The organism is Rhodococcus maanshanensis NBRC 100610 (assembly GCF_001894865.1).
In the GTDB taxonomy this organism is placed as follows: domain Bacteria; phylum Actinomycetota; class Actinomycetes; order Mycobacteriales; family Mycobacteriaceae; genus Rhodococcus_G; species Rhodococcus_G maanshanensis.
The window spans coordinates 61,262-87,466 of record NZ_BCXA01000025.1; the positions used below are offsets into that span (position 1 = coordinate 61,262).

Below are 26,205 nucleotides of genomic sequence, written 5' to 3' on the forward strand. Positions count from 1 at the left end.
TGTGGACATGAACCGAACGACGACCGGGGCGATGCCGCGAGAGTTCGCCGCGAACCTGCTCGAGGTGGCGATCGCCGAGGCCGAAGCGGGGCTGGTCGCGGGCGGCATCCCGATCGGCGCGGCACTCTTCGACGCCGACGGCGCCCTGCTCGGCCGCGGCCACAACCGACGCGTCCAGGACGAGGACCCCTCGGTGCACGCCGAGACCGCCGCGTTCCGCGCCGCGGGCCGCCAGCGCGACTACCGCTCCACGATCATGGTGACCACGCTGTCGCCCTGCTGGTACTGCAGCGGCCTGGTGCGCCAGTTCGGCATCGGCACCCTCGTGGTGGGCGAGAGCGTCACGTTCACCGGCGGCCACGACTGGCTGGCCGAGCATGGCGTCCGGGTCGCGGTGCTCGACGACGCCCGGTGCGTCGAGATGATGACCCGCTTCATCCGGGAGCGACCCGCGCTCTGGAACGAGGACATCGGGGTCACCGAGTAGCCATCCGCCCCAGTGGTCACCGGGGCCCCGAAACCCTGTGCGTGCCCCACCCGACGGGTCCACACTGGCTTTGTGGGCGCTCCGCCGGGCTCCGCGCCTGGGATCGACGTCCACGGACTCGACGACCGAGGGAGTGCGGGCATGACCGACGGCGTTCCGCAGATACCACCGAGCGCGGTCGACGTCGACCTCTCCGCCGTCGCGGACGGCTGGGATCGGTCGATGTCCGACCTCGAGACCGGCATGTGGCGGATGGAGGAATCCCAGCCGCTCCTGCGCACGCCCATCGTCGCGGTCGACCTCCTCGACCGCCCGCCGGACTGGGACCGCCTGGTCCGGGCGCACGAGTGGGCCTCGCACATCGTGCCCCGCATCCGGATGCGCGCGGTGGAGCCCGCGTTCGGTCTCGGCAACCCGGTGTGGTCCGTTGACCCCGAGTTCGACCTCCACTATCACCTGCGGCGCATCCGGCTGCCGGAGCCGGCCGACTTCAACCACGCGCTGCGGATCTGCAGGCACCTGGGCACCGAGCCGTTCGACAAGGCGCGGCCGCCGTGGGTGGCGATGCTCATCGAGGGCCTCGACGACGGCCGCGCGGTATATGTCGTCAAGACGCACCACAGCATGACCGACGGCATGGGCGGCATCCGGATGATGACGCTGCTGCACAGCCGCAGGTCCGCGCCGAGCCCCAACAAGCCGGACCGGCTGCCCGCACCGCCCGAGCACCTGACCAACTTCGAGGCGCTCGGCCAGGACGTGCTGGAGGAGGTGCGCAAGACCCCCGGCCGGATCACCGGACTCATCGCGGGCGCGGCAAGGGCCGCGGTCGGCGCCGTGGCCGACCCGATCGGGACCGCGAGCGACGCCCTCGGCTACGCCAATTCGCTTCGCCGCATCGTCACCCCTCCCCCGGCGACGGGACTGCCGCTGCTGCGCGGCCGCGGGCTCGGTCGCTGGTTCGGCGTGCTCGAGGTGGGCCTGCCCGAGTTCAAGGCCGCCGCCCGCGCCGCGCACGGCTCGCTCAACGACGCGTACGTCGCCGCGCTGCTCGGCGGTTTCCGCCGCTACGCGCAGGCCCACGGTCAGCAGATCGGCCCGATCCCGATGGGCATGCCGGTGAACATGCGGCCCGCCTCCGACACCTCGGGCGGCAACCGGTTCGCGGCCGTCCGGTTCGCCGGGCCCGCCGCCGAGGCGGATCCGGTCGAGCGGATCAAGAAGGTGCGCGCCATCGTCCTCGGACTGCGCGAGGAACCGGCGATCGACGCGATCGACCTCGCCGCGCCGCTGCTCAAACGGCTGCCGAACTGGCTGCTAGCGGACTGGTACCTGTCCCAGTCCACCGGCCTGGACCTGCAGGCAAGCAACGTCGCGGGCGTCCCGGTCCCGGTGTATCTCGCCGGGGCCCGGATCGAGCGGATGTTCCCGTTCGGGCCCGCGCCCGGCTGCGCGGTGATGGCCACCCTGGTCTCGCACGTCGGCACCTGCTGCATCGGGGTCAACCTCGACACCGCCGCGGTCACCGCTCCGAAACTGTTCATGCGCTGCCTGCAGGAGAGCCTGGACGAGGTTGTCGCGCTGGCCGGCCCGACCGAAGGGACGCAACGATGACGAGCACGCACCACCCTCGGGTCTATCTCACCGAGACCGTGACGGCCGCCGAGGACGACGTGTTGCGGTCGTGGCTCAGCCGCCGCCCCACCGAGGCCGGGCAGGCCGCGACCGCGGTGCCGATCGGCGGCCAGTCGCTCGCCGAGCTCACCCGCAGGCAGGACGACCCGCTGCTCACCCCCGTGCGCGTGGTGTGGCTGCCACCGCCGGACAACGGGCACCGCCACGGGCTGCGGGACGCGCTGGCCCCGCGGGATCCGCTGCATCCGGGCCGCAGCGCACAGCGGCGGATGCTGCGCAGCGACCCGGCGCGCTGCCAGGTGATCGAGGGCGAGCCCGCCCCCCTGAGCGACCTCAAGCGCAGGCTCGACGAGAGCGGCGGCGGCTCGCTGCCGGAATACATCCGCAGGCAGGCCGCCCTCGCGCTGGAACGGGCCGAGCGCACCCTGCTCGGCAATCAGTACAAGGTGTCGCGATTCGTGGTCGAGGAGATCACCGACACCGCCCGCTTCCACGCAGGCGTCAGCGAACTGTCGCTGCGGCTGAACGTCCCGCTGGCGGAGGTCGACAAGCGGTCGAGAGAGGCGCTGGGCGAGATGGTGGCCGCGCAGAGCAGGCGCGCGATCGCCCTGTGGGATCGACTGGGCCGCTACTTCTCCCGCGCCTATCGCCTCGACGTGGACACCACGCGCTTCGAGGAGCTGCGCACGCTGAACCGGGAGCACTCGCTGGTGTTCCTGCCGAGTCACCGCTCGTACCTGGACCCGCTGGTGCTGCGGCCCGCACTGTTGGCGAACGACCTGCCGCTCAACCACGTGATGGGTGGGCTGAACGTCAGCTTCTGGCCGATCGGACCGATCAGCAGGCGCAGCGGCACCGTCTTCATCCGCCGCAAGTTCGACGGCGACGAGGTCTACAAGTGGAACCTGCGCGAGTACATGCGTTACCTGCTCACCAAACGGTTCAACCTCGAGTGGTACATCGAGGGCGGGCGCAGCCGCACCGGAAAGCTGCGGCCCCCGCGCTTCGGGCTGCTCACCTACCTGACCAAGGCCTACCAGTCCAGCGGGGTCTCGGACGTCTACCTGGTGCCGGTCTCGCTCACCTACGACGAGCTCTACGAGGTGAGCGCGATGGCCGCCGAGGCGCACGGCGAGGCGAAGACGAAGGAGAGCCTGCTCTGGATGGTCGGGTACGTGCGCGCCCAGGGCAAGCGGCACGGCGTCGCGCACGTGACCGTCGGCAGGCCGCTCTCGCTCGCCGAGTCGCTCAGCGGCGAGAAGGACCTGCGGCTGGCCATCCAGAAGACCGCGTTCGAGGTGTGCCATCGGATCAACGAGGTCACCCCGATCACGGTGTCGTCACTGATCATGCTCGCCGTCCTCGGCATCGAGGACCGCGCGCTCACCGTCGCCGAGCTGGCCTTCATCCTCACCCCGCTGGTCGACTACATCTCCGCCCGCTCGCTGCCGACCGCGGGCGGTGTGGACCTGCAGAACCCGCAGGTGTACCGCAAGGCCCTGGACACCCACGTGGAATCCGGTGTGCTGCAGCGCTTCGACAGGGGCGGCACCCGCGTCTACTACCTCGGCAAGGACCAGCACCTGGTGGCGGCGTTCTACCGCAACAACACCATCCACTTCTTCGTGGTCCGGGCGATCACCGAGCTGGTGCTCCGGGCCGGCATCGAGGAGGGGTACACCGACCTGGTGACCGAGGGCTGGATCGAGGCGAAACGGATCCGGGACCTGCTCAAGTTCGAGTTCTTCTTCAGCGATCGGGACACCTTCGAGCGCGACATGCGCCGGGAGATGACGCTGATCTACCCGTCGTGGGAGAGCAACCGCGACGATCCGAACCTGGCCGAGACCATGCTCGACCGGATTCGCCCCTACCTGGCGCACCGGGTCCTTCAACCGTTCCTGGAGGCCTACGGGGTGGTGGCCGATCAGCTGGTCCACACCCCGCTGTCCGGGAAGTTCGACGAGAAGCAGTTCACCACGACCTGTCTCGCGCTGGCCGAGCAGCGGCGGCTGCGCCAGCAGATCGCCAGCAGCGAGTCCATCTCGGGCGAGCTGTTCGGCACCGCGCTGAAGCTGGCGCGCAACCGCAACCTGCTCGAGCCCGCCGACGGAGATGCCGCAGGCGACCTGGCGCGCAGGCGGACGGCGTTCGCCGCCGAGATCCGCACCCTGGTCACCCGGATACGGCACATCCGCGGCCTCACCCAGGAGCGCCTCGACCAGTTCCGGGAGGCAGGCATCACGCCCGAGGAGCGTGATCTGTGAGCGATGTGGACGCGTTGCACAAAGCCATCGCCGCGGCCGAGCCCGGCCCGCGGACCCTCGCCGCATTCGACCTCGACGGCACCCTGATCAGCGGGTACTCCGCGAGCGTGGTGTATCGGGATCGTCTGCGCCGCTTCGACATCAGCCTCGCCGAGCTGCTGCGCACCACAGGGGCGGCGATCGACACCCAGTTCCGCGGCGCCGACGTCGGCGGGCTGATGCGGATCGGGGTCCAGTCCCTGGCCGGGCGGATGGACGACGAGCTGCGCGAGTGGGGCCAGCGGCTGTTCCGGCAGGAGATCGCCGGGATGATCTACCCGGAGGTCCGCGGGGTGCTCGCCGCGCACCGGAGCGCCGGGCACACCATCGTGATGGCCACCTCCGCCACCCCGTACCAGGCCCAGTGGGTGGCGGCGGACCTCGACATCACCGACGTGCTGTCGACGGAGCCGGAGGTGGTGGACGGAATGCTCACCGGCGAGCTGACGACGCCGCCGCTGTGGGGGCAGGCGAAGGCCGACGCGCTGCGTTCCTACGCCGAAAGGAAGGACGCCGATCTGTCCCGCAGCTTCGCGTATTCCAATGGCGGCGAGGATGTCCCGATGCTGGAGTCGGTGGGGCACCCGGTGGCGCTGAACCCGGACCGCAAGCTGACCGGGGTCGCCAAGCGGAAGGGCTGGCCTGCGGTGAACCTGCGCAAGCCGCAGCTCGGTGCCGACCCGCTGTCGGTGGTGCGGACCTCCACCGCGGTGGGCGCGCTGATGGCGACCGCCGTGGCAGGCGGCGCGGCCGGACTGGTCCTGCGCAACCGGCAGAGCGCCGCGAACCTCGTCGGGACGTTCGGTCCGGATCTAGCCCTGGCGATCTGCGGGATCTCGGTGAAGATCAACGGCAAGGACAACGCGTGGAGCGATCGGCCCGCGGTGTTCATGTTCAACCACACCAGTTCGCTGGACATGCTGATCGTCGGCGGCGTGATCCGCCGCGACGTGACCGGGGTCGCGAAGGTGGAGGCGTCCCACGATCCGCGGTTCGTGCCGATCGGTGCGCTGCTCGACGTCGCGTACATCGACCGGTCGGACAGCGAGAAGGCGAAGGCCGCGTTGGGGCCCGCCGTGGACAAGCTGAAGTCGGGCATCTCGATCGCGATCTCGCCGGAGGGGACGCGGACCCCGACGCCGCGCCTGGGCAGGTTCAAGAAGGGCGGCTTCCACCTGGCGATCCAGGCGGCGGTGCCGATCGTGCCGATCGTCATCCACAACGCGGGCGAGCTGATGTGGCGCAATTCACTTGTCGCACACCCGGGAACGGTGTACGTGGACGTGTTGGAGCCGGTCAGCACCGAGAACTGGACCGTTGAGACGCTGGACGAGCACATCGACGAGGTGCGGGCGTTGTTCGACGAATGCCTGCACGCCGGGCATCAGTAGGCCGCGCTCCTCCTTTCTTACGGAATTCTTACCGTTCGCTAATGATCCGTGCGTACCTTCGGTGCCCGATGCGGGTCGGGGCGGCACCACTCTCCACTGGGGCGGCCAGCTGCGCATCGGACCCGAACAGGATGGAATTACGTAGTTTTGATGTGCATTTCTCGACCTCAAACGCCCAATCGGCTCCTCCAACGCCTGCTCACCGTCACCGCATCGCTGCTCGCGTGCGTGATGCTCGCGGGCATCTCAGGGCAGGCGACCGCGGGGGCCGCGCCCCTCGCGCATCGCGCGCCATGGGGCGGATACGAGGAGGTGTGGGTCCCCTCGGAAATGGGCCCGATCAAGGTGCAGATCCAGTGGGCATCCCGCGGGGGCAACGCCGCGCTGTACCTGCTCGACGGCCTGCGGGCGCGAAACGACCGCAACGCGTGGACGTTCGAGACCAACGCGCTCGACCAGTTCCGCAACGACAACGTCACCCTGGTGATGCCGGTCGGTGGCGAATCCAGCTTCTACACCGACTGGATGGCTCCGTCGAACTTCAACGGACAGCAGACCACCTACAAGTGGGAGACGTTCCTGACCCGCGACCTCCCGAACTACCTCGAGACCCGCGGTGTCTCCCGTCACAACAACGGCGTCCTCGGCCTGTCGATGGGCGGATCCGCGGCGATGACGCTCGCCGCGCACCATCGCGACCAGTTCAAGTTCGCCGGCTCCCTGTCGGGCTACCTCAACCTGTCCGCGCCGGGCATGCGTGAGGCCATCCGCGTCTCGATGCTCGACGCCGGTCGCTACAACGTCGACTCCATGTGGGGCCCGCCCTGGTCGCCCCTGTGGCTGCGCAACGACCCGTTCGTCGTGGCTCCACAACTGGCCGGCCTGTCCTTGTATGTCTATGCGGCGAGCGGTCTTCCTGGTCCCTTCGATCAGCCGAACGCTCCCATCGAGTACTTCAACACGGCGACAGGCATGGGGCTGGAGGCATTGGCACTGGCCAACACCCGCGCCTTCGAATTCAAGTTGAACTCGTTGGGCATCCCGGCCACCTTCAGCTTCCCGGCCCACGGCACCCATTCGTGGCCGTACTGGTCCGCGGAACTGTGGAAGGCACGCCCCCAGATCCTGAACACATTGAACGCGTGGTGAGACCGTCCATTCGTTTCGAGAAGCGCCCGGTGGCATGGAAGTTCCATGCCACCGGGCGTTTTCGCTGCTCAACCCGGAGATGATGCCCGCGACCCGCCCGATTCGCGGTCTAACGGAGCTCTAATCTCGGTCACGCACAGTGTGGATATGACATTCGAACCGCGACCGGCGCTCCGCGTCGCCATCGGCGCGGGCGGCACCGGTGGACATATCTATCCGGGCCTTGCCGTCGCCGAGGCCCTGCGCGAACACGCCGATATTCAGATCGAATTCTTTGGCGCCAAAGGCAGACTGGAAGAGAAACTCGTGCCGGCGGCAGGTTACCGACTGCACACCGCCGAGGTCGACGGACTGACCGGAGTGCGCGGCAGTGGGAGGGCAGCAGCCCGACTCCGACGCGCCAGCGTGCACTGTGCACGGCAGATCCGTGAACTCGGTATCGATGTCGTCTTCGGCACCGGCGGATATCCGAGTCTGCCGATTGTGCTGGGCGCCCGCCTCGCGGGAATCCCGACACTGATCCATGAATCCAACGCCGTGCCGGGACGGGCAAACCGCCTGGGCGCGCTCTTGTCGTCCCGGGTGGCAGTGGCATTCCCGGAGACGACGCGGGCATTCACCCGCAACGAGGTTCGGGTGGTCGGCACACCGCTGATGCGGGAGATCGCGAGACTCGACAAGTGGGCGCTTCGCGATCAGGCACGCACCGTCTTCGGCGCGGAGCCGCGTCAGAAACTCGTCTTCGTGTGCGGCGGCAGCCTCGGATCTCGCCGGCTGACCGATACCGCGCTGTCGCTGGCGCGCGAATGGCGCGACCGCGACGACGTTCGTCTGGTCGTGAAGACGGGGCCCGAGCACTTCTCGGCGGCGTCGGCCGCGGTCGAAGACCTCGGCAACGTGCTGGTGCTGCCCTATCTGGACAGGATGGACCTGGTGTACGCGGGCGCCGATATCTTTGTCGGACGGGCAGGCGCGATCACGGTCGCCGAGCTATCCCATGTCGGCGTGCCCAGCGTCCTGGTGCCGTACCCGCACGCGCCCGGTGACCATCAGCGACACAACGCGCAGGCGCTCGTGACCCGCGGCGCCGCGAGGATGCTGGGAGACGGCGACCTGAGCCCGGCAAGCCTGGCGCGCTCGATTGACGACCTTCTCGGCGACACCACTGAGCGCGCGACGATCGCGGACACCGCCCATCCGAGACTGAACGATTCCGCACGAACAGTGGCGAACTGGCTGCGGCAACTCGGTGGCCACAAGTCCGCGGCATATGACGTCGTCAACGCATGAACCCATCGAACAAAAGAGGTGCAATCGTGAATGAATTCTGGTCCGGCAGAAAAGTCTTGGTCACCGGCGGTGAGGGCTTCATCGGCAGCAGCCTGGTCGAACAGTTGCTCGCGCAAGGCGCGCAGGTACGGGTGCTGGCGCATTACAAGCCCTATGCGTCGGCCGGCTTTCTTTCAGATCACCTCGACGATATCGAGATGATCGCGGGAGATGTTCGCGACAGCGGACAGGTGCTCGATGCCGCGGAGGGTATCGACACCATTCTCCACCTCGCGGCACTGATCGGAATTCCCTACAGCTACCAGGCTCCCCACACATATCTCCAGACGAATGTGCTGGGCACCCAGAACATCGTCGACGCCGCGCACCGACACGGGGTGCGACGGGTTGTTCACACGTCGACGAGCGAGGTGTATGGAACCGCGAGAGAAGTGCCGATTTCCGAGGCGCACCCGCTGCAACCCCAGTCGCCCTACTCCGCATCGAAAATCGCCGCGGACATGGTCGCGCTGTCGTACTTTCACTCTTTCGACACGCCGGTTTCGGTCTGCCGTCCGTTCAACACATTCGGCCCGCGGCAATCGACGCGCGCCGTGATTCCCGCGATCCTGCACCAGTTGCACTCCGGCGCGGACGAGATCGCCGTCGGCGCGCTGTCCCCGACCCGGGACTTCACCTACGTCGAGGACACCGCCCGTGGCTTCATGGCGATCGCGGAGTCCGAGCGGACGGTCGGCCAGACGCTGAATCTCGGCACCGGCAAGGAGATTTCGATCCGCGACCTGATCGACGTACTCATCGAGATCACGGGTTCCGCCGCATCCGTCACCGCGGAGGACTCCCGTCAACGTCCCGCAGGCAGCGAGGTCCACCGACTGGTGTCCGACAACAGGCGCGTGCGGGAACTGACGGGCTGGAGCCCGCAGGTCTCCCTGCGCGAGGGGCTCACCCGCACCTCGGAGTGGGTCGGGTCTCATCCGATCGCCGCCCCTCGCCGCTACAGTGTGTGAGCTGAGCCGATCACACACCCGAGGTCAGCCGGGATTGACGGCCGCGTTCCACGGGTTCCGGTGATATGCGTGTCGACCGTAAGGGCCGGTTCGGGCTGGTCGAGCTGGGACGGAACAAGCGTCGAGCCCGGCAAGGACGGCCTCGATCAGGTGTCGCCACGGTGCGTGCGCAGACCGTCTCAGGTGGGTTCCCCCGGCGTGTCGGACGATCCATCCCGCGATCGAGAACTGTCGCAGTCGTACCTTTTTCGGATCCCATCGCCGGGCTTCGGTCTCGGTGAGGGCGAGGGTCTGCATCCAGGCTGTCAACTCGACGGCGAGGGCGCCATCACTCCCCCGAACGCGCGGTGGGCACCGCTCCGACGCCTCCCGTTTCTGGGTGGTGTCGGGCGGTGCCCGGTGGTTTCGCCTTTTTACGCGGCGAAGGTGAGTTGGTTGCGCCGGTTGTGGGCCGGCATGGGTTGTCGGTGGGGGTCGACCCAGGCGGGTGGGGTGAACCAAGGATGGCCGTCGTCTTTGTTGATGGTGACGGTCCAGTCGCCGCGGTGGATGGTGGTGTGGTGGAAGCGGCAGAGCAGCACCAGGTTTGACAGGTTGGTGGGGCCGCCGTTGGACCAGTGCTGAATATGGTGGCCTTCGGTCCAGGCTGCGGGTCGGCCGCAGCCGGGGAAGGCGCAGCCGCAGTCGCGGGCGTTGAGTGCGCGGCGGAGTTTGCGGGGGATGAGCCGGGTGGTGCGTCCGACGTCGATGGGGTTGCCGTCGGGGTCCATGGTGATGGGGGTGATGTCGGCATCGCAGGAGATCTGTGCGGCGAGGTCGAGGGTGATCGGTCCGAGCCAGGGCATCCAAGCCGGTCCGCGCCGTCGACCCCGCTGCTGGTGTCCGCGTTCGTGATGGTTGTGCTCGTCAGTGGTGGCAGCAAGGTCGTCGGCGTCGACGAAGACGTTGATGTGGGGTCGTTCGCCGCCTTCGGTGGGGCCGTGTCCGGAGTCGAGGTGGGTGCGCACGATGTGGGTGAGGGCGTCGGCACGGCGTTGGGCGGGGCTGCGTTGGTCTCTGCCGGTTTGTCCATCGCGGTTGTCGGCGCCGGGGCGCGGTTTGGACAGGGCGGACAGCGCGGCGAGGAGGGCTTCGCCGGATGCGGCGTCGAGGTGTCCTTTGAGGTGGACGCGGCCGCCGAGTCCGGGTGATGCGTGGAACTCGTTGAGTTCGGTGTTTTCGGAGTCGGGGTTCTTCTTGTCTCCGTTGAGGATCAGGTCGAGTGCATTGGCGCGGCGGGCGAGGGTGGTGGAGTCTTCGGTGCGGGCGGCATAGAGGAGGTAGCGGGCGCAGGCCTGTGTTCGGGTGTCGTGAGGACCGAAGATGATCGAGTCGACATCGGGTTGATCACCGTCGTCACCGTCACGTTTGTCGCTGCCACTGCCGGTACCGTCGTCGCCACCATTGCAGTCAGTCCGGCCACCGTCGTCTTCGCCGCTTTGAACGGCGCCACTGCGGGCGTCGCCGTCGGCGGCGTCCGAGCCGGGGTCGCCATCGCCTTCAGTTGAAGCGTCGCCGGTACCATCCTCGGCGGCGGCCTTCGGGTCGGCCGGGGATTCGCCGTCGGGCACCTTGTTCAGGAGTTCGACGATCACCCGCACCTGGTCGTAATCGGCTTTCCCTGAGTCGAACTCGGCGGCCACCTCCGGGTGCTTGGCCAGCTCCCGCCCGAGCTTGACGATCCGGTTCGCCTGGCCGGGGGTCATGGTGGTCGCTCCCGCAAGCCAGTTGCCGGGCGAGGACGCCCCGACCCGCTCGGCCACGCACCGCTGATCGACCTGATGCATGAGACGGACCCGCAGTCCCTCGAGCTGCCGCATCCGCAATGACAACTCGGGAATCAGCCGCAAGAGGTCGGTGTCGGCGAGCTGCCATGCGGCCACATCCTGCGGCGCAGTGAGCATCTCGTCGAGTTCCATGTTCGGAGTTTACTAGAACATTCGTTCGATTCGCAGGGGTTTCGCTTCACCAATTGGAGGAATCAAGGCACTAGCATTTGTGATGTCCGAAGCCGAAGCGGAGGGGATGTCATGACCCGTAACCGGATAGCCGCCGTACTGCTCGCCACCACTGCGCTAACGCTGGCCGCGTGTAGCAACTCCGACACCGAGGGCAACCCGACGGCCGCACCCGCCACGACCACAACCCCCACCACCGAGGCACCGGCGGTGGAGACCACGGCAGCCGGTCCCCCGCCCCCGACCACCGCTCCGGACGACCCGAACACCTGCGCCGCCACCGAGCTGATGCTCACCGCGGGCCAGACCGAGGGCGCCGCGGGCTCGACGATCATCCCGCTGGTGTTCACCAACATCGGCGGCCGCACGTGCAAGCTCGACGGCTTCCCCGGCGTCTCCTACGTGGCCCAGGAGAACGGCCCCGAGGTCGGCGCACCGGCGACACGATCCGGCGCGGGCCAGGGCCCGGTGGAGCTGGCATCGGACGCCAAGGCGACCGCCCAGGTGCGGGCGATCCAGGTCGCCAACTACCCGCCGGAGCTGTGCGACCCGACGCCGGTCGCCGGCCTGCGGGTGTTCCCACCGAACGCGTACGCGTCGCTCTTCCTGCCGTTGCCGGGGACCGGGTGCGCGAAGACCGGGCCGGAGGTCAATCAGCTCGAGGTGACGGCGGTGGTCGCGGGCGGGTAGTTCGCGCACGCATCGCCCGCTGAGTCGGAGACATCCGATGAAGGCGGCCGGAGTCGGAGCATGATGGGGGCATGTCGACCGCCGATCTCGTCGAACTCGTCGCCGCCCTCCCCGACGGTGCCGTCCTCACCGACCCGGACCTGACCGAGGGCTACCGGCAGGACTGGGCCGCGGACCCGAACGCAGGCCACCCCATGGCCGTGGTCCGCGCGACCTGCACCGAGGACGTGCAGGCGGTGATGCGCTGGGCGACCGAGCACAGGGTTCCCGTGGTGCCACGCGGCGCCGGGTCCGGCCTGTCCGGCGGCTCGACCGCGGTCAGCGGCGGCATCGTGCTCACCACCGAGCGGATGCGCGAGATCAGCGTCGACCCGGTCACCCGGATCGCCGTGGCGCAGCCGGGCCTGTTCAACGCCGAGGTGAAGAAGGCCGCCGCCGAGCACGGGCTCTGGTATCCCCCGGACCCGTCCTCGTTCGAGATCTGTTCCATCGGCGGAAATGCCGCGACCAACGCGGGCGGCCTGTGCTGCGTGAAGTACGGCGTCACCACCGACTACATCCTCGGCATGCAGGTGGTGCTCGCCGACGGCACCGCGGTGCGGCTCGGCGGCCCGCGTCTCAAGGACGTCGCCGGGCTCTCGCTCACCAAGCTGTTCGTCGGCAGCGAGGGCACCCTCGGGGTCATCACCGAGCTGACGCTGCGGCTGATCCCCGCGCAGCCGCCAGCCTCGACCGTGGTGGCGTCGTTCGGTTCGGTGCAGGACGCGGCCGACGCGGTCCTCGCGATCTCCAGGAACCTGCGGCCCGCGATGCTCGAGTTCATGGACCACGCCAGCATCAACGCGGTCGAGGACTCCGTACATATGGGGCTCGACCGGAACGCGCGGGCGCTGCTGCTCGCGCAGTCCGATGCGCCGGGCGCGGTCGCCGCGGAGGAGATCGCGGCGATGGTCGCGGCCTGCGAAAAGCACGGCGCCACCGAGGTGTTCGCCACCGACGACCCCGCCGAGGGCGAGGCGTTCACGGTGGCCCGGCGTTCGGTGTTCCCTGCCGTGCAGGCGCTGGGCAGCCTGCTGCTCGAGGACGTCGGCGTGCCGATGGACGCGCTGCCCCGCCTGATCACCGGCGTAGAGGACATCGCGCGCGACTGCGACGTGCTGATCTGCGTGGTCGCGCACGCCGGCGACGGCAACACTCACCCGCTGATCGTGTTCGACCCCACCAATCCCGACGAGGCCGATCGGGCGCAGCGCGCATTCGGCCTGGTGATGGACCTGGCGATCGCGTTGGGCGGCACAATCACCGGCGAGCACGGGGTGGGTCGGCTCAAGCGGGACTGGCTGCCGTTCCAGCTCGGCGAGGACGTCATGGAGCTGAACCGGCGGATCAAGACCGCGCTGGACCCGGACGGAATCCTGAACCCGGGCGCGATGCTCAAGTAGGACGGCAGGTCAGAGCGGGGATCCGGCGCGGTCGATGCCGGCGCGGTTGCGTTCCTCCGAGGCCACGTACATGGCCTCAATCTTCTCGAAGGTCTGCTGCATCTCTTGGACCACGGCTATGTGGTCTGCAATTGCTTGGTCCATCGAGTAGTCGCCGCCAACAGCCTTCTTCCCGAACTTCGCGGCGAGGGCCACGCCGGACGGCAGATTGCCGAAACCGTCGATTCGCTCAAGCGCAATCGCATCGAACTGGATCTTGCGTAGTTGTCCGACGAACTCCGCACATCGCTGCGCACATCGCTGCGCAACCGTGCGCTCAAGGTACACGTGGCCCCCATCGATGGCTGCTCCCACAGCGCCCCAGTTCGCCCCTTCGCGCTCAGCCATTGTTGCTCCTGTTCATGTTCAGTACTAGCTCGGAATATGCGGCAGAAGCTGTCGAGCTGTCCTCGCGGCAACGGCGCATGGCTCTTCCACCACCTGCATTCCACCGAGGTAGGTGATCGTGATCATCACAGCGCCACCATTCGAACTGAGCGCGACGTCGCAGTGGCGCCGCTCTTTGTCCGTGACCTCGCGAAAGGTTGTGCCTTTACGGTCTCCGAGATCGATCGGACGAAACTCTTCAAACTTCGGGTTCGAATGGACGTCGTCCATCGTGTAGGTCGTGGCATACACCGCGAGCCCGTGATCTGGTCCAATCCACTTACAGACGTTCCATCCTGGCTGCTTGACCCCCGCGACATCTGGCGACTCCGTCACCGGATCCACACCAACGGCACGCAAGGTCTCCTCCGGGATGTCGTCGCATGGACTGAACACGGGCTCCCCGGCACCAGCCCCGACAGCCTCGGCCTCCCCCGCAACACTCTCCGAACCACACCCAACCAGCATCAACGCACCACAAGCCGCGCCCAACGCAATGAGACCCCGAAACTGCACCCTCACCCGACACTCCCCACTCCCGGCCGATAGATACCGGTCCACCCTAGATAGACGCAGCAACCTGCTCGCCGGTTCCGCAGGCCAGCGTTGCCCAGAACCCTCCCGGAGGCCCACCTCGCCGTCTAGGCCGCTTCCGGATAGTCGCGAGTCCGCGCGCGCCCGACCGCCGCCTCGGTGCCCAGCTCCGCTCTCGCGTCCGCATTGTTCGCATAGTGGGTGACGAGATGGAACATCAGCGCTTCGTCAATCGCGAACTTGCGACAGTCCACCTCGATCATGGGAACTGGTGGCAGTCGGTCGATTCTCCAAACCGAGGTCGTATAGCGGCGTTCCCATGCTGCGTTCGCATACCCGATGACCAGAACCATCCGATACCCGTTGTAGGCGGCTTTCGCTCCTGCCACCGCCTCCCACGGCAGATAGGACTCGAAGCTCCAGCCGCGATGGCGAATACCGTCACGCGTCAACTGGATGTAACCGGGGCGCAGAAGACGGGCTGAAACCACAACCAGAAAGGTCGCGAGAAAAATCCCGAACAACCCGAACACCATCGCGGCTCCGGGAACGAACGAGCTCGGCACCTTGAGATAGATCTCGATGGCGGCACCGAGGCTCAGTGCGGTCAAGCATGTCATCAACGCGACGAGCAGAACCCACACCCGCCGCGACTGCCGCAGCTCGGTCGCCGGAATACCCCCGACCGCGACCGTACGAATGTCACCATCGCGATGGTTCGAATCCCGAACCGCTACTCCAGTTGCCACAATTAGGAAGAACAAACATGCGATTCCGAGGGAGTACCGCAGAGCTGCGGGGAACCCTCCGGCCCAACCGGCCAGGCCGACGAGAACGGCGATCAAACCGAATCCGGTCATCATCGCCATCGCCAGCTTCTCGGTCATCGTGTAGCGGGCCGCGGGCCATTCGGATGGGACCTCCAAGGCCCTAGAAAACTGCATTCCACGCCCCCTTCGCCAGCCCACCGACAGCGGCTCCGGCGTCCGCGACGGCGTCAACCCCCGACTCCATGGCGTCATCAAGATCGTCAACGCCGTTCTGATACAACGAATCCACTGCTCCAGATGTGAACAATCCGGCGACCACCCCGACGCCGGCGCCGACCGCCGTGCCAACTCCGGGAACGACGGACCCCACCACTGCGCCCGCCCCTGCACCCGCAAGGAGAGAAGCCCCGAACCCCGCTGCACCTGAGACGACCGCCTGGCCCGCTGGCTTTCCGTTGTAAATGTCGTATGCGACACCTGCTGCGGCGAGCACTCCGCCTGCCTTGAGCCCAAGCTTGCTCGCGCTGGCTTCGGAGCGCGCCGCCGCCGCGGCCGCATCATCGGCCGTCTGGCTCATCAGCCGTGAGGTATCGAAGTCTCGATAGATCTGTGCGGCGGGGGTTCCTGCCGGTGCGGTTCGTGCGAGCTCGAGGTATTTGGACGCCTCTCCAGCAAAGAACTGCGAGTTCTTCAACAGCGCTGAGACATGCCGAGCCGCAAGAACCCCGGCGGCACCATTGACAAGATCCCCCACAACGAAGAACCACTTACTACTCAGGTCCGCCCAGACGTTCTTGACCGTTCTCACCGCGAACGCCCATAGCTCCCGCGCAGCGTCCACACCATGCTGGGCCGAGTCGTACGCCCGCATCAGGGCCTCGTGTCGCTCGACCGCTCCGACCGCGGCGGCGTGTGCGCTCAAGGCCTCCACCGTCGCGTCGGCTCCGCTCGGCGGCGGCCCCGGAGGAGCAGGCGCCGGTCCGGGTTCCTGGATCTGCTCGCCCATGACGGCCAGTCCGGCATCCCCAGCGGCATCACGGACAGCACGCATGTCCTGCTGTGCACGTTCAAGCTGGGCTGCGGCCTCGTCAAAGGCCAGGGCTTGGTCAGCTACCGCGGTCGCCAGTTCGTCGGCCTTGCCGGCGGAAACAGTTGCCCTGGCGCTGAACCCGTCACCGGCAGTGCCGTCCCATCCGGCGTCGGCGGTGTTTCGCGCTCGGTACAACTGATCGGCAGCCGAGACGACCATCGGGCCGAGACTGGTCCGCAGCCAGGCCGCCGCCGCACGAATACTCTCGGGATTCCCGTCAACGCGGGTGTCAATCGGCACCGGCTACTCCACCCATGCCGTGTTGAACCCGTCGGCGGTCGCCACGTCCTGTTCTCGATAACGGGCGTTCGCCTCGGCCACGGCTTCACTCGACGCGGCCAGGGCCACAACAAGTTGTCCGGCACTCTCACTCATCTGTGCCAAGATCCCCGTCAGAGCTGCCGTCGCGTCCCCAGCGTCAACGACTGTCGGTGCCGAGGCGCCGACCGAGTCGAGATCTGCAGCTGACCGGGCGAGCGATTCCACGATTCCGTCGAGTGCCTCAGAATCGACGAACAGCGTCATGCGCAGTCACCTGCCGGTGCCGCATTCAATACAACTACCGAGCCCACCATTGTCCCCTCCACATGCCAAACATCGCAGTCCCCCAGGCCCAAATCAGGCTGTTCAGAGTGCCGCCCCGGATACTGAGATTCCCCGTGCACCAGAATCATCCGACGCCGCATACATCGCCTCGATCTTCTCGAACACCCGCTGCATCTCTTGGACCACGGCGATGTGATCCGCGAGCGCCTGGTCCATCGAGTAGTCGCCGTCCACCGCCTTCTGCTTGAACTTGGCCGCGAGAGCGATACCCGACGGAAGGTAACCAAACCCATCAATCAGTCCAAGCCCCTGTGCGTTGACCTGGATCTGGCGAAGCTGGCCGGCGAACTCGGCGCAACGTTGCGCGCACCGCTGAGCCGTCCCGCGCTCGAGATACACCTGGCCTCCATCGACGGCGGCCCCGACCGCAGCCCAGTTCGACCCGTTTCCTTCAGACACTTGCTACCCCCTTCGCAACCTGGTGGCTAACTCGGAAGACGCGGCAGCAGCTGTTGCGTCGTCCGTACGGCAACGGCACATGGTTCCTCCACTACGGGCATCCCACCCAGATAGGAGATCGCGACCAACATCGCCCCGCCGTTCGAAGCGAATGCCACGTCGCACCGGCGTCGGTCCTTGTCCGCGACCTCTCGAAACGTGATGCCGCTCCGGTCACCGAGATCAATCGGATGAAACTCTTCAAAGTTCTTGTTCGACCGGACGTCGTCCATTGTGTAAGTCGTAGCAAACAGAGAAAGCGCGTGATCAGGCCCAATCCATTTGCAGATGTTCCATCCCGGCTGTTTGACATCGAGAATGTCCTGGGACTCAGTCGCAGGATCCATCCCCACCGCACGCAAGGCCTCATCCGGAATGTCATCGCAGGGACTGAACACCGGCTCCCCCGACCCGGCCCCGACAGCCTCGGCCTCCCCCGCAACACTCTCCGAACCACACCCGACCAGCATCAACGCAGCACAAGCCGCGCCCAACGCAACGAGACCGCGTGTTCGTACCCGCACCCGACACTCCCCACTCCCGGCCGATAGATACCGGTCCACCCTAGATAGACGCAGCAACCGGCCCATCGGTTCCACCGCACCACCGGATCGAGATCTCGCGACTCCGCTCGCCTCCCGGACTTCGTCGGACCCTCGCGATAGGTTTGCTGATGTCGGGGGTTCCACGACATGCGACAGGGGGAACGATGACCGAGAGTTTCGATGACAGGATCGAGCAGGCCTGGGCCGACTTCCAGGCGGTCCTCGCCGACCATGTCGCAGCCATGGTCGACGACGACCTCCTAGCGTTGGAGCTGGGCGAGGAGTCCTCGGTGGAGGGCTTCGTTCCGTGCGTGCAGTTCCTGGCGTGGGGCGGTGACCAGGTGCGATGCGAGGTCCCGTCCAACGCCTACCTCGACCCCCGGCACCGGCTGTCCCCCGCAGACGAGGCGCGGCTGGTCGAGCTGGGCTGGCACCGTCCGACCCGCGCACCCGAGGACGAGCCGGACGCGGGGTCGCCGGCGTTCTTCGTCGACAAAGCCGCGAACTGGGCCGATCAGCTCGCCGCGATGGCGATCACCGTGTTCCGCGAGACCTGGAGCGTCCCGCACCCGAGCTTCCTGCGGACTGAGGCGGTCGGCACCTTGGAGTCGCTCGAGTTCGAGCCGGATCTGCCGGACGAGGAGTCGTTCGCGCTGGACCTCGGCGCCGCGGTGGTGCCGCGCGACGACGAGCACCTCTACGAGCTGGTCGGGCTGACGCTGGCCCGCCTCTTCGACGAGCCGCCGGGCGACGACGACCACAACGACTTCATGCTCGCCCTGGGGCGGGTCATCGGGTTCGTCGGCCCGCACCTCGACGGCGGCGAGGTGCAGGTGCGGGTGCCGCTGGTGCGCGAGGTCAGCGACCGGACCCGGGCCAGCGAACTGATCGCCGACCTGAACCGCCGCTGGCCGCACCTGAAATTCACCCTGGCGACGGATCGGGTGGAGGCGTGGGCGGCAGTGCTCGCGAATCCGTATGTCCCGCAGCACCTCATCGACATGCTCGAGCAGCTGTTCTCGTTCGCGCAGACCGTGGACGACGAGTTCGCGGCGCGGTTCGGCGGACGGCTGGAGGGATTCCCGGAGCCCGACCCCGTGCCGATGGAGGTCGACCACGGGGAGCTCACCACCCCTCCCCCGGCGCCGGCCCCGAAGCCGCTTCGGCAGATGGAGCTGTTCACCGACCCCGGCGAGCAGTCCCTGTTCGACGAGCCGAGCTGACGGGCTCCCGCGCCCACCCGTACACCCTGAACCCGGATCGGATCATGCGCACCAAGAAGAAGTCGGACAACGTCGCGGCGCTGGTCAATCAGCTCTACAACGAGCGCGAGCGCGCCTGGGCCGCGGCGCTGGTCACCGCCCAGACGTTCCTCGACACCCTCGCCGACGACGTGCTCGAGGATCTGGACCGCGACCGGCTCAACGCCAAGACCGCCCGGATCAAGGATCGCGAGCGCACCGCCGACAAGGTTCGGCGCAGGATCGCCGAGGGACAGATGGCCCGGCCCACCACCACCGACGACATCGCCGACGCCATCCACGACCTGGTCGGGATCAAGGTGCTGTGCAAGACGCCGCGCGATCTCTCCGCGTTCACCGAGAAGCTGCTCGAGGCATGCACCTCGCCCGCCTGCTCGGTGCGCCTGGCCGTCCCGCCGCGGGACTACGTGGCCAATCCCAAGGACAGCGGATACCGCGCCTTTCACGCGGTCCTGATGATCAAGGTCGCCACCCACGAGGGCGACCTGGGCGTCAAGGTCGAAGTACAGGTGAAGACGCTGCTGCAGGACGCGTGGGGCGAGCTGACCCACGAGGACATGTACAAGCCGGGTAAGGCGCTCAAGCCCAACGAATTTCACCGAGACGTGGCGCGGCAGATGGCGCAGCTCCTGGACAACGTGGACACCATGGCCGACCTGCTCGCGGCCGAGCTCGACCGGCAGACGGCGCAGCTCGACGCCGATGCGGACGGCACGGCGCCGGACAGCTCGGAGGAGCCGACGGTGTACGCCCGGGTCACCCGGACCGGCCCGCGCTATGCCCTCGCCGTCACGCTCGACGGCCGGCAGGGACTGATCCCGGCGCGCTCGGTGCGCAGGCTCGTGGGGTCGAGCGCCCGGATCAACGTCAGCGACTACCTCGACGTCGGCGACATGGTCGACGTCCGGGTCGAGGAGACCGACACCGCGCTGTACTACCACCCCGTCGCCCTCGCCTGAGTCGGTGAGCAAGACCGGTGGCAACGCTCAGGAACCGGATTCCCTCCCGGAGAACTCCAACTCGACGGCACGCCCGAGGTCCGCTGCGGCTTGAGCGAAGGCGGGGTCGAAGAAGAGGAAACTGAGCAGATCGCCTCGGTCCGCCGCCTCGCCGCCGATCAGCCGGGCCAGCGCCCACAACGACGGGTTCTGCGTGCCGCGCAGGCAGGCGAATTTCTCACGGAAGACCTCGTCCGCGAGCGCGGCGATCTCACCTGCCCGGTCCAGCGAGGGACCGGCGAAAATGAAATCGATATGGCGAGCGATTTTCGGATAGGCGCGCGCAATCTCGTTGCGGCGTTCGATCGCGCGCAGATCCTCGATCATGCGGTCGGCCAGCATGGCGCGCATGGAGAGCGCCACAGCCCCGAACACGTCCGGCTTTCCGGTGTGTCTGGACTGCTCGGATGGAAACCCGGTCGGCCAGGTCCGAGGGTGCGTCGCGACGACGCCCAGCAGGTCCGTACCGAAATCGACAGCGGGCTTGACGGGCGTGTTCAGCAGCAGCCCGCCGTCGACGTACCAACCGGACCAGCGCCGCGGCTCCTTCACCTGCACCGGGTGGAAGAGTCCCGGCACGGCGGAGGAGGCGAGCACATGCTCGACGCCGAGCGTCGTCTCCACGTACGTGATGTTGCGGCGTGGATCGTACGGCGGAAGTTTCACCGAACAGTTCTTCTCCACGAACACGACCGTGCCCCGCGTCGCCACGGACGTCGCGGTCACCGCGACTGCATCGATCGTTCCTTCTCGTATGTTCTCGTGCAGCCTGCCCCACGGCAGCTGCTCCAATAGCGTCGTACGAAGTCGCTCTGTGTCCAACAGACTCGGCAGTCGTACCGGCATGCCGGCGAGTTGCCCCAGATAGCGCAGCCCGCTCCCGACGATGCTGCTCACCGGCTCGAAGACGTCGTCCAGCTTCAACGAACCCCACTGATGGACGACTTCTCCTGCCGCCGCCGAGAGTCCCAGGTCAAAGTAGCCGCCGAGCCCGACCACGTTCAGGGCGCCTGCGCTGGTGCCGATCAGGATCGAGGGCGGGGCGTTGTCCTCGGCCAACCGTTTCGCCAGCGTCGCCATCGCGCCTGCTTCGAACGCACCTCGTGCGCCCGCTCCCGCCACGACCAGTCCGATGCGTTCAGCCACGATCCGCCCCCATCGACGCACGCGTTTCGCCTCGTTGACTGACGGTACTCCCCGACGGCACACCGACACGAGGACGGCGAACAGGAGTTCGGGCGGGCGCGCGACCTGCACCGTCGCCCCCACCGACTACCGTCTAGCCATGCTCTCGCCCCTCGACCGCGACCACGCCATCTCCACCCTGGTGCGGGCGGTCGGGCAGACCACCTACGACCGGGGCGTCCGCTACGCCCGCGGCGGGTCGGTGCTGGAGCTGGACTGGCTGGCCGCGGAGCGGCGGGCGGTCGGGCTGGTCGACGGGACCGAGCTGTATCGGACGTCGGCCGTGTTCAGCCTGCGCGCCGAGCGGCTCGAGTTCGCGCGCGGCGAGTGCAGCTGCCCGGTCCGGCTGAACTGCAAGCACTCGGTCGCGCTGACGGTCGCCCTCCTCGACCAGCCGGACACCCGGGCCGTTGCGGCGCCGCCGTCCTGGGAGGACGTGCTCGGGGCCGCCCTCGGCGGCGGGGGCGACACCCGCCCCGGCGGGACCGTCCCGCTGGCGGTGCAGCTGACGCTGACCCCCGGCCCCCGCTCGCAGTTCTGGCGGCTGCACGCGCGGCTGGCCCGGCCCGGCAAGGCCGGCTGGGTCAACGCGAACATGGCCTGGGCGAATCTGCCGACCATGCACGAGGTGGACGCGCGGCACCGGGACCTGCTGACCGAGCTGCACACGGTGCACCAGATGGGCGGGCGCGGCAGGCGCAGCGGCTACGGGACCGCCGAGAAGGACCTCGACCTGACCACGATCGACAGTCCGCGGCTGTGGGCGCTGCTCGACGAGCTGGCGGCGGCGGGCGTCGCGCTGCTCTACAACCGCAAGGAGCTGGGCGCGCTGCCACGCCCCGGCACCGCCGAGCTGTGCGTCGACATCGACGAGTCCGGCGGCGACCTGGTGGTGACCCCGACCGTGCGCACCGACGACTCCGACCTGCCGGTGGCCGCGCTGGGTTTCCTCGGCGAGGACGCGCACGGGGTGATCTACCTGCGCCCGGGCTACCCGCGCGGTCCCTCGCCCGCGGAGTGGCCGTTCCGGATCGCTCGGCTGTCCGGGACGGCGCCGCGCGCGATGCAGGAGCTGGTGGCGGCGGAGGCCTCGATCACCGTGCCCGCGCGCGACGCGGACCGCTTCGCCACCGCCTACTACCCGCGGCTGAGCCGGGCCGCGAGCGTCCGCTCCACCGACGGCTCGTTCACCCCGCCCACGATCGAGGGCCCGGCGCTGTTGCTGCGTGTCGCCTACCTGCCCGGGCACCGGGCGCGGCTGCACTGGCAGTTCCGGTACGCGATCGGCGGCGCCGAGCGCACGGTGGAGCTGCGGCCGGGCGACGACGAGAACTTCCGCGACGTCGACCGGGAACGGGCGCTGCTCGACGGGCTCGACCTGCCGCTCGCGAAGTACCGGCTGCTCTCCCCCGCGGGCGCGCTGCTGCCGCGGGTGAGCCTGGAGGGCCTCGACACCGCCCGGCTCAGCACCGAACTGCTCCCCCAGCTGCTCGCCCGCGACGACCTGGAGGTCGTGGTCGAGGGCGAGGCCGCCCGGTACCGGGACGCGGGCGAGAGCCTGAGCATCGGGGTCGGCACCGACGCCACCGACGACGGCGACTGGTTCGACCTGTCGATCACCGTCCGCGTCGAGGACGCTCCGGTGCCGTTCCGCGACCTGTTCGCCGCCCTGAATGCCGGCCAGTCGCACCTACTGCTGCCCGACGGCGCCTACCTCTCGCTGGATCGGCCGGAGCTGCAGCGGCTGCGGGACCTGATCGCCGAGGCCCGCGGCCTGCACGAGCAGGACCCGAACGGGTTGCGGCTGAGCCGGTTCCAGGCGTCGCTGTGGGAGGAGTTCGCGGCGCTCGGGGTGGTCGAGCGGCAGGCCGCCCGGTGGCGCGAGCAGGTGCAGGGGCTGCTGGACGCGACCACCACGTCCACGCTGGAGGCGCCGGCGTCGCTGCGGGCCACGCTCCGGCCGTACCAGCTCGACGGCTTCCGCTGGCTGAGCTTCCTGTGGTCGAACGGGCTCGGCGGTATCCTCGCCGACGACATGGGCCTCGGCAAGACGGTGCAGTCGCTGGCGCTGATCTGCCAGGCGCGGGAGGCGAACCCGTCCGATCCGCCGGTGCTCATCGTGGCGCCGACGTCCGTGGTCGCGAACTGGGCGTCGGAGGCGGCGCGGTTCGCCCCGCACCTGCGGGTGGTCGCGGTGTCGGAGACCGGCACCAAACGCGGTGCGGCGCTGGCGCAGTCGATCGAGGGGGCGGACGTGGTGGTCACCTCGTACACCCTCGCCCGGCTCGACGACGACGAGTACTCGGCGCACCGCTGGTCGATGCTGCTGCTCGACGAGGCGCAGTTCGTCAAGAACCACCGCTCCAAGGCGTACCAGTGCATGCGCCGGATCGAGGCGCCGACGAAGATCGCGATCACCGGCACGCCGATGGAGAACAACCTGATGGAGCTGTGGTCGCTGCTCTCGATCAGCGCGCCCGGCCTGTTCCCGAACCCGACGAAATTCGGCGAGTACTACCGCAAGCCGATCGAATCCGGCGGCGACAGTGAGCTGCTCGGCCGGCTGCGCCGGCGGATCCGGCCGCTGATCCTGCGCCGCACCAAGGAACAGGTCGCCTCCGATCTGCCCGCCAAGCAGGAGCAGGTGCTGGAGGTGGAGCTGTCGCCGCGGCACCGCAAGCTCTACGACACCCACCTGCAGCGGGAGCGGCAGAAGATCCTCGGCCTGGTCGGGGAGGTCGACGCCAACCGGTTCACCATCCTGCAGTCGCTGACCCTGCTGCGCCGGCTGAGCCTGGACGCCTCGCTGATCGACGACACCCACGCGTCGGTCGCGTCGGCGAAGATCGATGCCCTGCTCGAGCAGCTGGCGGACGTGATCGACGGCGGGCACCGGGCGCTGGTGTTCAGCCAGTTCACCGGCTTCCTGGACCGGGTGCGTCAGCGGCTGGACGCCGAGGACATCGGCTACGCCTACCTCGATGGCCGCACCCGGGACCGCGCGAAGGTGTTGGGCGAGTTCAAGTCCGGCGACGCGCCGGTGTTCCTGATCAGCCTCAAGGCGGGCGGGTTCGGACTGAACCTCACCGAGGCCGACTACTGCTTCCTGCTCGACCCGTGGTGGAACCCGGCCTCCGAGGCGCAGGCCGTGGACCGCACCCACCGGATCGGGCAGACCAGGAACGTGATGGTGTACCGGCTGATCGCCAAGGACACCATCGAGGAGAAGGTGATGGCGCTGCAGGCCCGCAAGTCGGAGCTGTTCGCCAGCGTGGTGGACGAGGGCGGGGCGTTCAGCGCGGCCCTGTCCGCCGAGGACATCCGGGAACTGCTCGGCTAAATCCGGTTCCCGATGCCCGCGGCCGCGGCCAGCGCCCCGACCACCCAGCCGTCGTAGTCCGTTGCGCTCCAGCCCCGTTCGTCGATGAGCAGGGCGTGGGTCTCGGGGCTCTGCAGCGCCAGCCCGACGTCCACGCAGCGGTCCACGTCGAGGCCGTCGACCTTGCCGGCGAGCGCGGTCATCAGGTGCCGCAGCACGGTCTCGTGGTGCTCGCAGGTGGTCTGCCACAGCTGCGCCACCTCGGCGTCGGCCCCCGCGGCCGCGCGCACCGCCAGCAGCACCGGGGCCACCCGGTCCAGGATCAGCCGGGCCGCGTGCACCTGGATGCGCAGCTGCGCCATCGGGTCCGGCTCGGCGACCGCCGCGGCCACCCAGGGCCGGTCCAGCGTGGCGATCGGCTCGTCGTCGCCCGCGATCGAGACGTCGAGCAGAGCGGCGAGCACGCTGCGCTTGTTCCCGAACACGAAATACACGGTCTGCACCGCGACGCCCGCCTCGGTCGCGATCGCCTTGATGGTGGTCGACGCGTAGCCGGCGGTGGTGAACAGGGTGCGCGCGGCGGTGAGGATCTTCCGCCGCGCCGGTGTCTTGTCGTCCTCGATCGGTGTTGCCACGAACTGAAGTGTAGATCTAGAGTGATGCACTAGAGCTTCACTCTAGCGATTTGGGAGACGGCATGACCTCGGTACTGGTTCTCGGCGGCTACGGCGCGGTGGGTGCGCACGTGGTCAAACGGCTGCGGGCGGACGGGGCCGACGCGCTGGCCGCGGGCCGCGACCCCGCGCGGGCGGATCGGGTGGTCGACCTAACCGATCCCCGTTCGCTGGGGTCGGGGCTGGACGGGGTGTCCGCCGTGGTGAACTGCTCCGGGTCCGAGGAGCCCGCGGTCGCGGCGGCGGTCGCCGGGAACGGGATCCCGTTCGTCGACATCACCGCGACCTCCGGGTACGCGAAGCAGCTCGAGCGGGTCGACGGCCCGGTACTGCTCGGCGTGGGCATCGCGCCCGGGCTGAGCAGCCTGCTCGCCGCCGAGGCGGCGCGCGCGGGCGGGACTGTGGACGTGCTGATCGGGCTCGGCGCCGGCGAGGCGCACGGCCCGGCGGCGACGGCGTGGACGTACGGGCTGCTGGGCAAGCGCTTCGACGACCCGGACGGCTCGCGGGTGCGCAACTACACCCGGCCGACCAGGTTCGACCTCCCGGCCGAGGCGGGCTACCCGCGGTTCCCGGCGCTGCGCACGGACTTCGCCGACCAGCACCGGCTGACCGCGGACCTCGGCGTGCCGGTCCGCACCTACCTGCGGCTGGACTCCCGCCTCGCGACGCTCGGCCTGGCCGCACTGACCTGGGCGCCGCGGATCGCGGCCCTGATCCCGGCGGGCGGCATGCCCGGCGGCGACGGCTGGGTGATCGCGGCGCGAGGCGGCGACGGCCGGTCGTGGTGGGCCACCGGCCGCGTGCAGTCGCGGGCGACGGCGGAGGTCGCGGCGCAGGCGGTCCGGCGGATGCTGCAGAGCCCGATCACCGCGCCGACGTGGCTACACCAGGCGGCCTCGTTGGACGAGCTCCGGCCGGCGCTGGAGGCGGCCGGAATAGCGCTCGGGACCGGATAGTT

24 protein-coding genes are annotated in these 26,205 nt (G+C 68.6%); 13 read left to right on the plus strand and 11 right to left on the minus strand.

From position 1 onward, the window contains the following. The first annotated feature begins 7 nt into the window (after positions 1-7). From RM1_RS13370 to RM1_RS13400, 7 genes are all read left to right on the plus strand, one after another. Positions 8-487, plus strand: coding sequence for a nucleoside deaminase (locus tag RM1_RS13370; protein WP_245816296.1), 480 nt, complete (start codon positions 8-10; stop codon positions 485-487). Between the two features lie 141 nt (positions 488-628). Continuing rightward, positions 629-2,101: a wax ester/triacylglycerol synthase domain-containing protein gene (locus RM1_RS13375; protein ID WP_072751837.1), complete on the plus strand. Its 1,473-nt coding sequence runs from the start codon at positions 629-631 to the stop codon at positions 2,099-2,101. After that, the gene (locus RM1_RS13380; protein ID WP_072751839.1) at positions 2,098-4,389 is read left to right on the plus strand and encodes a glycerol-3-phosphate 1-O-acyltransferase; all 2,292 of its coding nucleotides are present in this window, start codon (positions 2,098-2,100) and stop codon (positions 4,387-4,389) included. Before RM1_RS13375 ends, RM1_RS13380 begins: the two co-directional genes overlap by 4 nt. Beyond that, positions 4,386-5,819, plus strand: a complete 1,434-nt coding sequence (locus tag RM1_RS13385) for an HAD-IB family hydrolase (RefSeq protein WP_072751841.1) — start codon at positions 4,386-4,388, stop codon at positions 5,817-5,819. The genes RM1_RS13380 and RM1_RS13385 overlap by 4 nt, the downstream gene beginning before the upstream one ends. A gap of 150 nt (positions 5,820-5,969) precedes the next feature. Beyond that, entirely contained in the window at positions 5,970-6,968 is a 999-nt protein-coding gene (locus RM1_RS13390) for an alpha/beta hydrolase (protein ID WP_072751843.1), read from the plus strand. Positions 6,969-7,115: 147 nt separating this feature from the next. Beyond that, entirely contained in the window at positions 7,116-8,258 is a 1,143-nt protein-coding gene (locus RM1_RS13395) for a UDP-N-acetylglucosamine--N-acetylmuramyl-(pentapeptide) pyrophosphoryl-undecaprenol N-acetylglucosamine transferase (protein ID WP_072751845.1), read from the plus strand. A 26-nt stretch (positions 8,259-8,284) separates the two neighbouring features. Further along, positions 8,285-9,268, plus strand: a complete 984-nt coding sequence (locus tag RM1_RS13400) for a GDP-mannose 4,6-dehydratase (protein WP_218019702.1) — start codon at positions 8,285-8,287, stop codon at positions 9,266-9,268. A 24-nt stretch (positions 9,269-9,292) separates the two neighbouring features. Here RM1_RS13400 and RM1_RS27240 read toward each other — a convergent pair whose 3' ends face one another. Both RM1_RS27240 and RM1_RS13410 read right to left on the minus strand, forming a co-directional pair. Then, positions 9,293-9,769, minus strand: a complete 477-nt coding sequence (locus tag RM1_RS27240; RefSeq protein ID WP_425528693.1) for a transposase — start codon at positions 9,767-9,769, stop codon at positions 9,293-9,295. After that, complete coding sequence (locus tag RM1_RS13410) at positions 9,682-11,226, minus strand: HNH endonuclease signature motif containing protein (RefSeq protein ID WP_072751850.1); 1,545 nt, start codon at positions 11,224-11,226, stop codon at positions 9,682-9,684. Before RM1_RS13410 ends, RM1_RS27240 begins: the two co-directional genes overlap by 88 nt. 111 nt (positions 11,227-11,337) lie before the next feature. Between RM1_RS13410 and RM1_RS13415 the strand changes: the two genes are divergently transcribed. Both RM1_RS13415 and RM1_RS13420 read left to right on the plus strand, forming a co-directional pair. Next, positions 11,338-11,955 (plus strand): DUF4232 domain-containing protein, encoded by a 618-nt coding sequence (locus tag RM1_RS13415; protein WP_072751851.1) that lies wholly within the window; start codon positions 11,338-11,340, stop codon positions 11,953-11,955. Between the two features lie 71 nt (positions 11,956-12,026). Beyond that, a complete protein-coding gene (locus RM1_RS13420) occupies positions 12,027-13,397 on the plus strand; it encodes an FAD-binding oxidoreductase (RefSeq protein WP_072751853.1) in 1,371 nt (456 codons plus the stop codon). Between the two features lie 9 nt (positions 13,398-13,406). Here the strand turns inward: RM1_RS13420 and RM1_RS13425 are convergent, their stop codons facing one another. The 7 genes from RM1_RS13425 to RM1_RS13455 all read right to left on the minus strand — a co-directional run bounded on the left by RM1_RS13425 (position 13,407) and on the right by RM1_RS13455 (position 17,851). Beyond that, positions 13,407-13,784: a hypothetical protein gene (locus tag RM1_RS13425; RefSeq protein WP_072751855.1), complete on the minus strand. Its 378-nt coding sequence runs from the start codon at positions 13,782-13,784 to the stop codon at positions 13,407-13,409. 24 nt (positions 13,785-13,808) lie between these two features. Next, a complete protein-coding gene (locus RM1_RS13430) occupies positions 13,809-14,345 on the minus strand; it encodes a DUF3558 domain-containing protein (protein ID WP_245816298.1) in 537 nt (178 codons plus the stop codon). A 119-nt stretch (positions 14,346-14,464) separates the two neighbouring features. Then, a complete protein-coding gene (locus RM1_RS13435) occupies positions 14,465-15,244 on the minus strand; it encodes a hypothetical protein (protein ID WP_072751857.1) in 780 nt (259 codons plus the stop codon). A gap of 43 nt (positions 15,245-15,287) precedes the next feature. Then, a complete protein-coding gene (locus RM1_RS26425; protein ID WP_072751859.1) occupies positions 15,288-16,457 on the minus strand; it encodes a hypothetical protein in 1,170 nt (389 codons plus the stop codon). 3 nt (positions 16,458-16,460) lie between these two features. Beyond that, positions 16,461-16,742 carry a hypothetical protein gene (locus tag RM1_RS13445; RefSeq protein WP_072751861.1) on the minus strand — a complete coding sequence of 94 codons (282 nt, stop codon included), beginning with the start codon at positions 16,740-16,742 and terminating at the stop codon, positions 16,461-16,463. Between the two features lie 102 nt (positions 16,743-16,844). Next, complete coding sequence (locus RM1_RS13450) at positions 16,845-17,222, minus strand: hypothetical protein (protein ID WP_072751863.1); 378 nt, start codon at positions 17,220-17,222, stop codon at positions 16,845-16,847. Between the two features lie 26 nt (positions 17,223-17,248). Continuing rightward, on the minus strand, positions 17,249-17,851 hold the full coding sequence (locus RM1_RS13455) for a DUF3558 family protein (protein WP_083576711.1): 603 nt from the start codon (positions 17,849-17,851) through the stop codon (positions 17,249-17,251). A 119-nt stretch (positions 17,852-17,970) separates the two neighbouring features. Here RM1_RS13455 and RM1_RS13460 point away from each other — a divergent pair, with 119 nt between their 5' ends. Both RM1_RS13460 and RM1_RS13465 read left to right on the plus strand, forming a co-directional pair. Then, positions 17,971-19,029: a TY-Chap domain-containing protein gene (locus RM1_RS13460; RefSeq protein WP_072751867.1), complete on the plus strand. Its 1,059-nt coding sequence runs from the start codon at positions 17,971-17,973 to the stop codon at positions 19,027-19,029. Between the two features lie 44 nt (positions 19,030-19,073). Beyond that, positions 19,074-20,027, plus strand: a complete 954-nt coding sequence (locus RM1_RS13465; protein ID WP_072751869.1) for a RelA/SpoT-related domain-containing protein — start codon at positions 19,074-19,076, stop codon at positions 20,025-20,027. A gap of 27 nt (positions 20,028-20,054) precedes the next feature. Here the strand turns inward: RM1_RS13465 and RM1_RS13470 are convergent, their stop codons facing one another. Next, positions 20,055-21,212: a patatin-like phospholipase family protein gene (locus RM1_RS13470; RefSeq protein WP_072751918.1), complete on the minus strand. Its 1,158-nt coding sequence runs from the start codon at positions 21,210-21,212 to the stop codon at positions 20,055-20,057. Positions 21,213-21,351: 139 nt separating this feature from the next. Here RM1_RS13470 and RM1_RS13475 point away from each other — a divergent pair, with 139 nt between their 5' ends. Next, complete coding sequence (locus RM1_RS13475) at positions 21,352-24,591, plus strand: DEAD/DEAH box helicase (protein WP_072751871.1); 3,240 nt, start codon at positions 21,352-21,354, stop codon at positions 24,589-24,591. Here RM1_RS13475 and RM1_RS13480 read toward each other — a convergent pair. Beyond that, positions 24,588-25,205, minus strand: coding sequence for a TetR/AcrR family transcriptional regulator (locus RM1_RS13480; RefSeq protein WP_072751873.1), 618 nt, complete (start codon positions 25,203-25,205; stop codon positions 24,588-24,590). The two genes, RM1_RS13475 and RM1_RS13480, sit on opposite strands and share 4 nt — an antisense overlap. 62 nt (positions 25,206-25,267) lie before the next feature. On the opposite strand from RM1_RS13480, the gene RM1_RS13485 reads away from it, so the two are divergent. Then, positions 25,268-26,203: an NAD-dependent epimerase/dehydratase family protein gene (locus RM1_RS13485; RefSeq protein WP_072751875.1), complete on the plus strand. Its 936-nt coding sequence runs from the start codon at positions 25,268-25,270 to the stop codon at positions 26,201-26,203. The last annotated feature ends 2 nt before the right edge of the window (positions 26,204-26,205 follow it).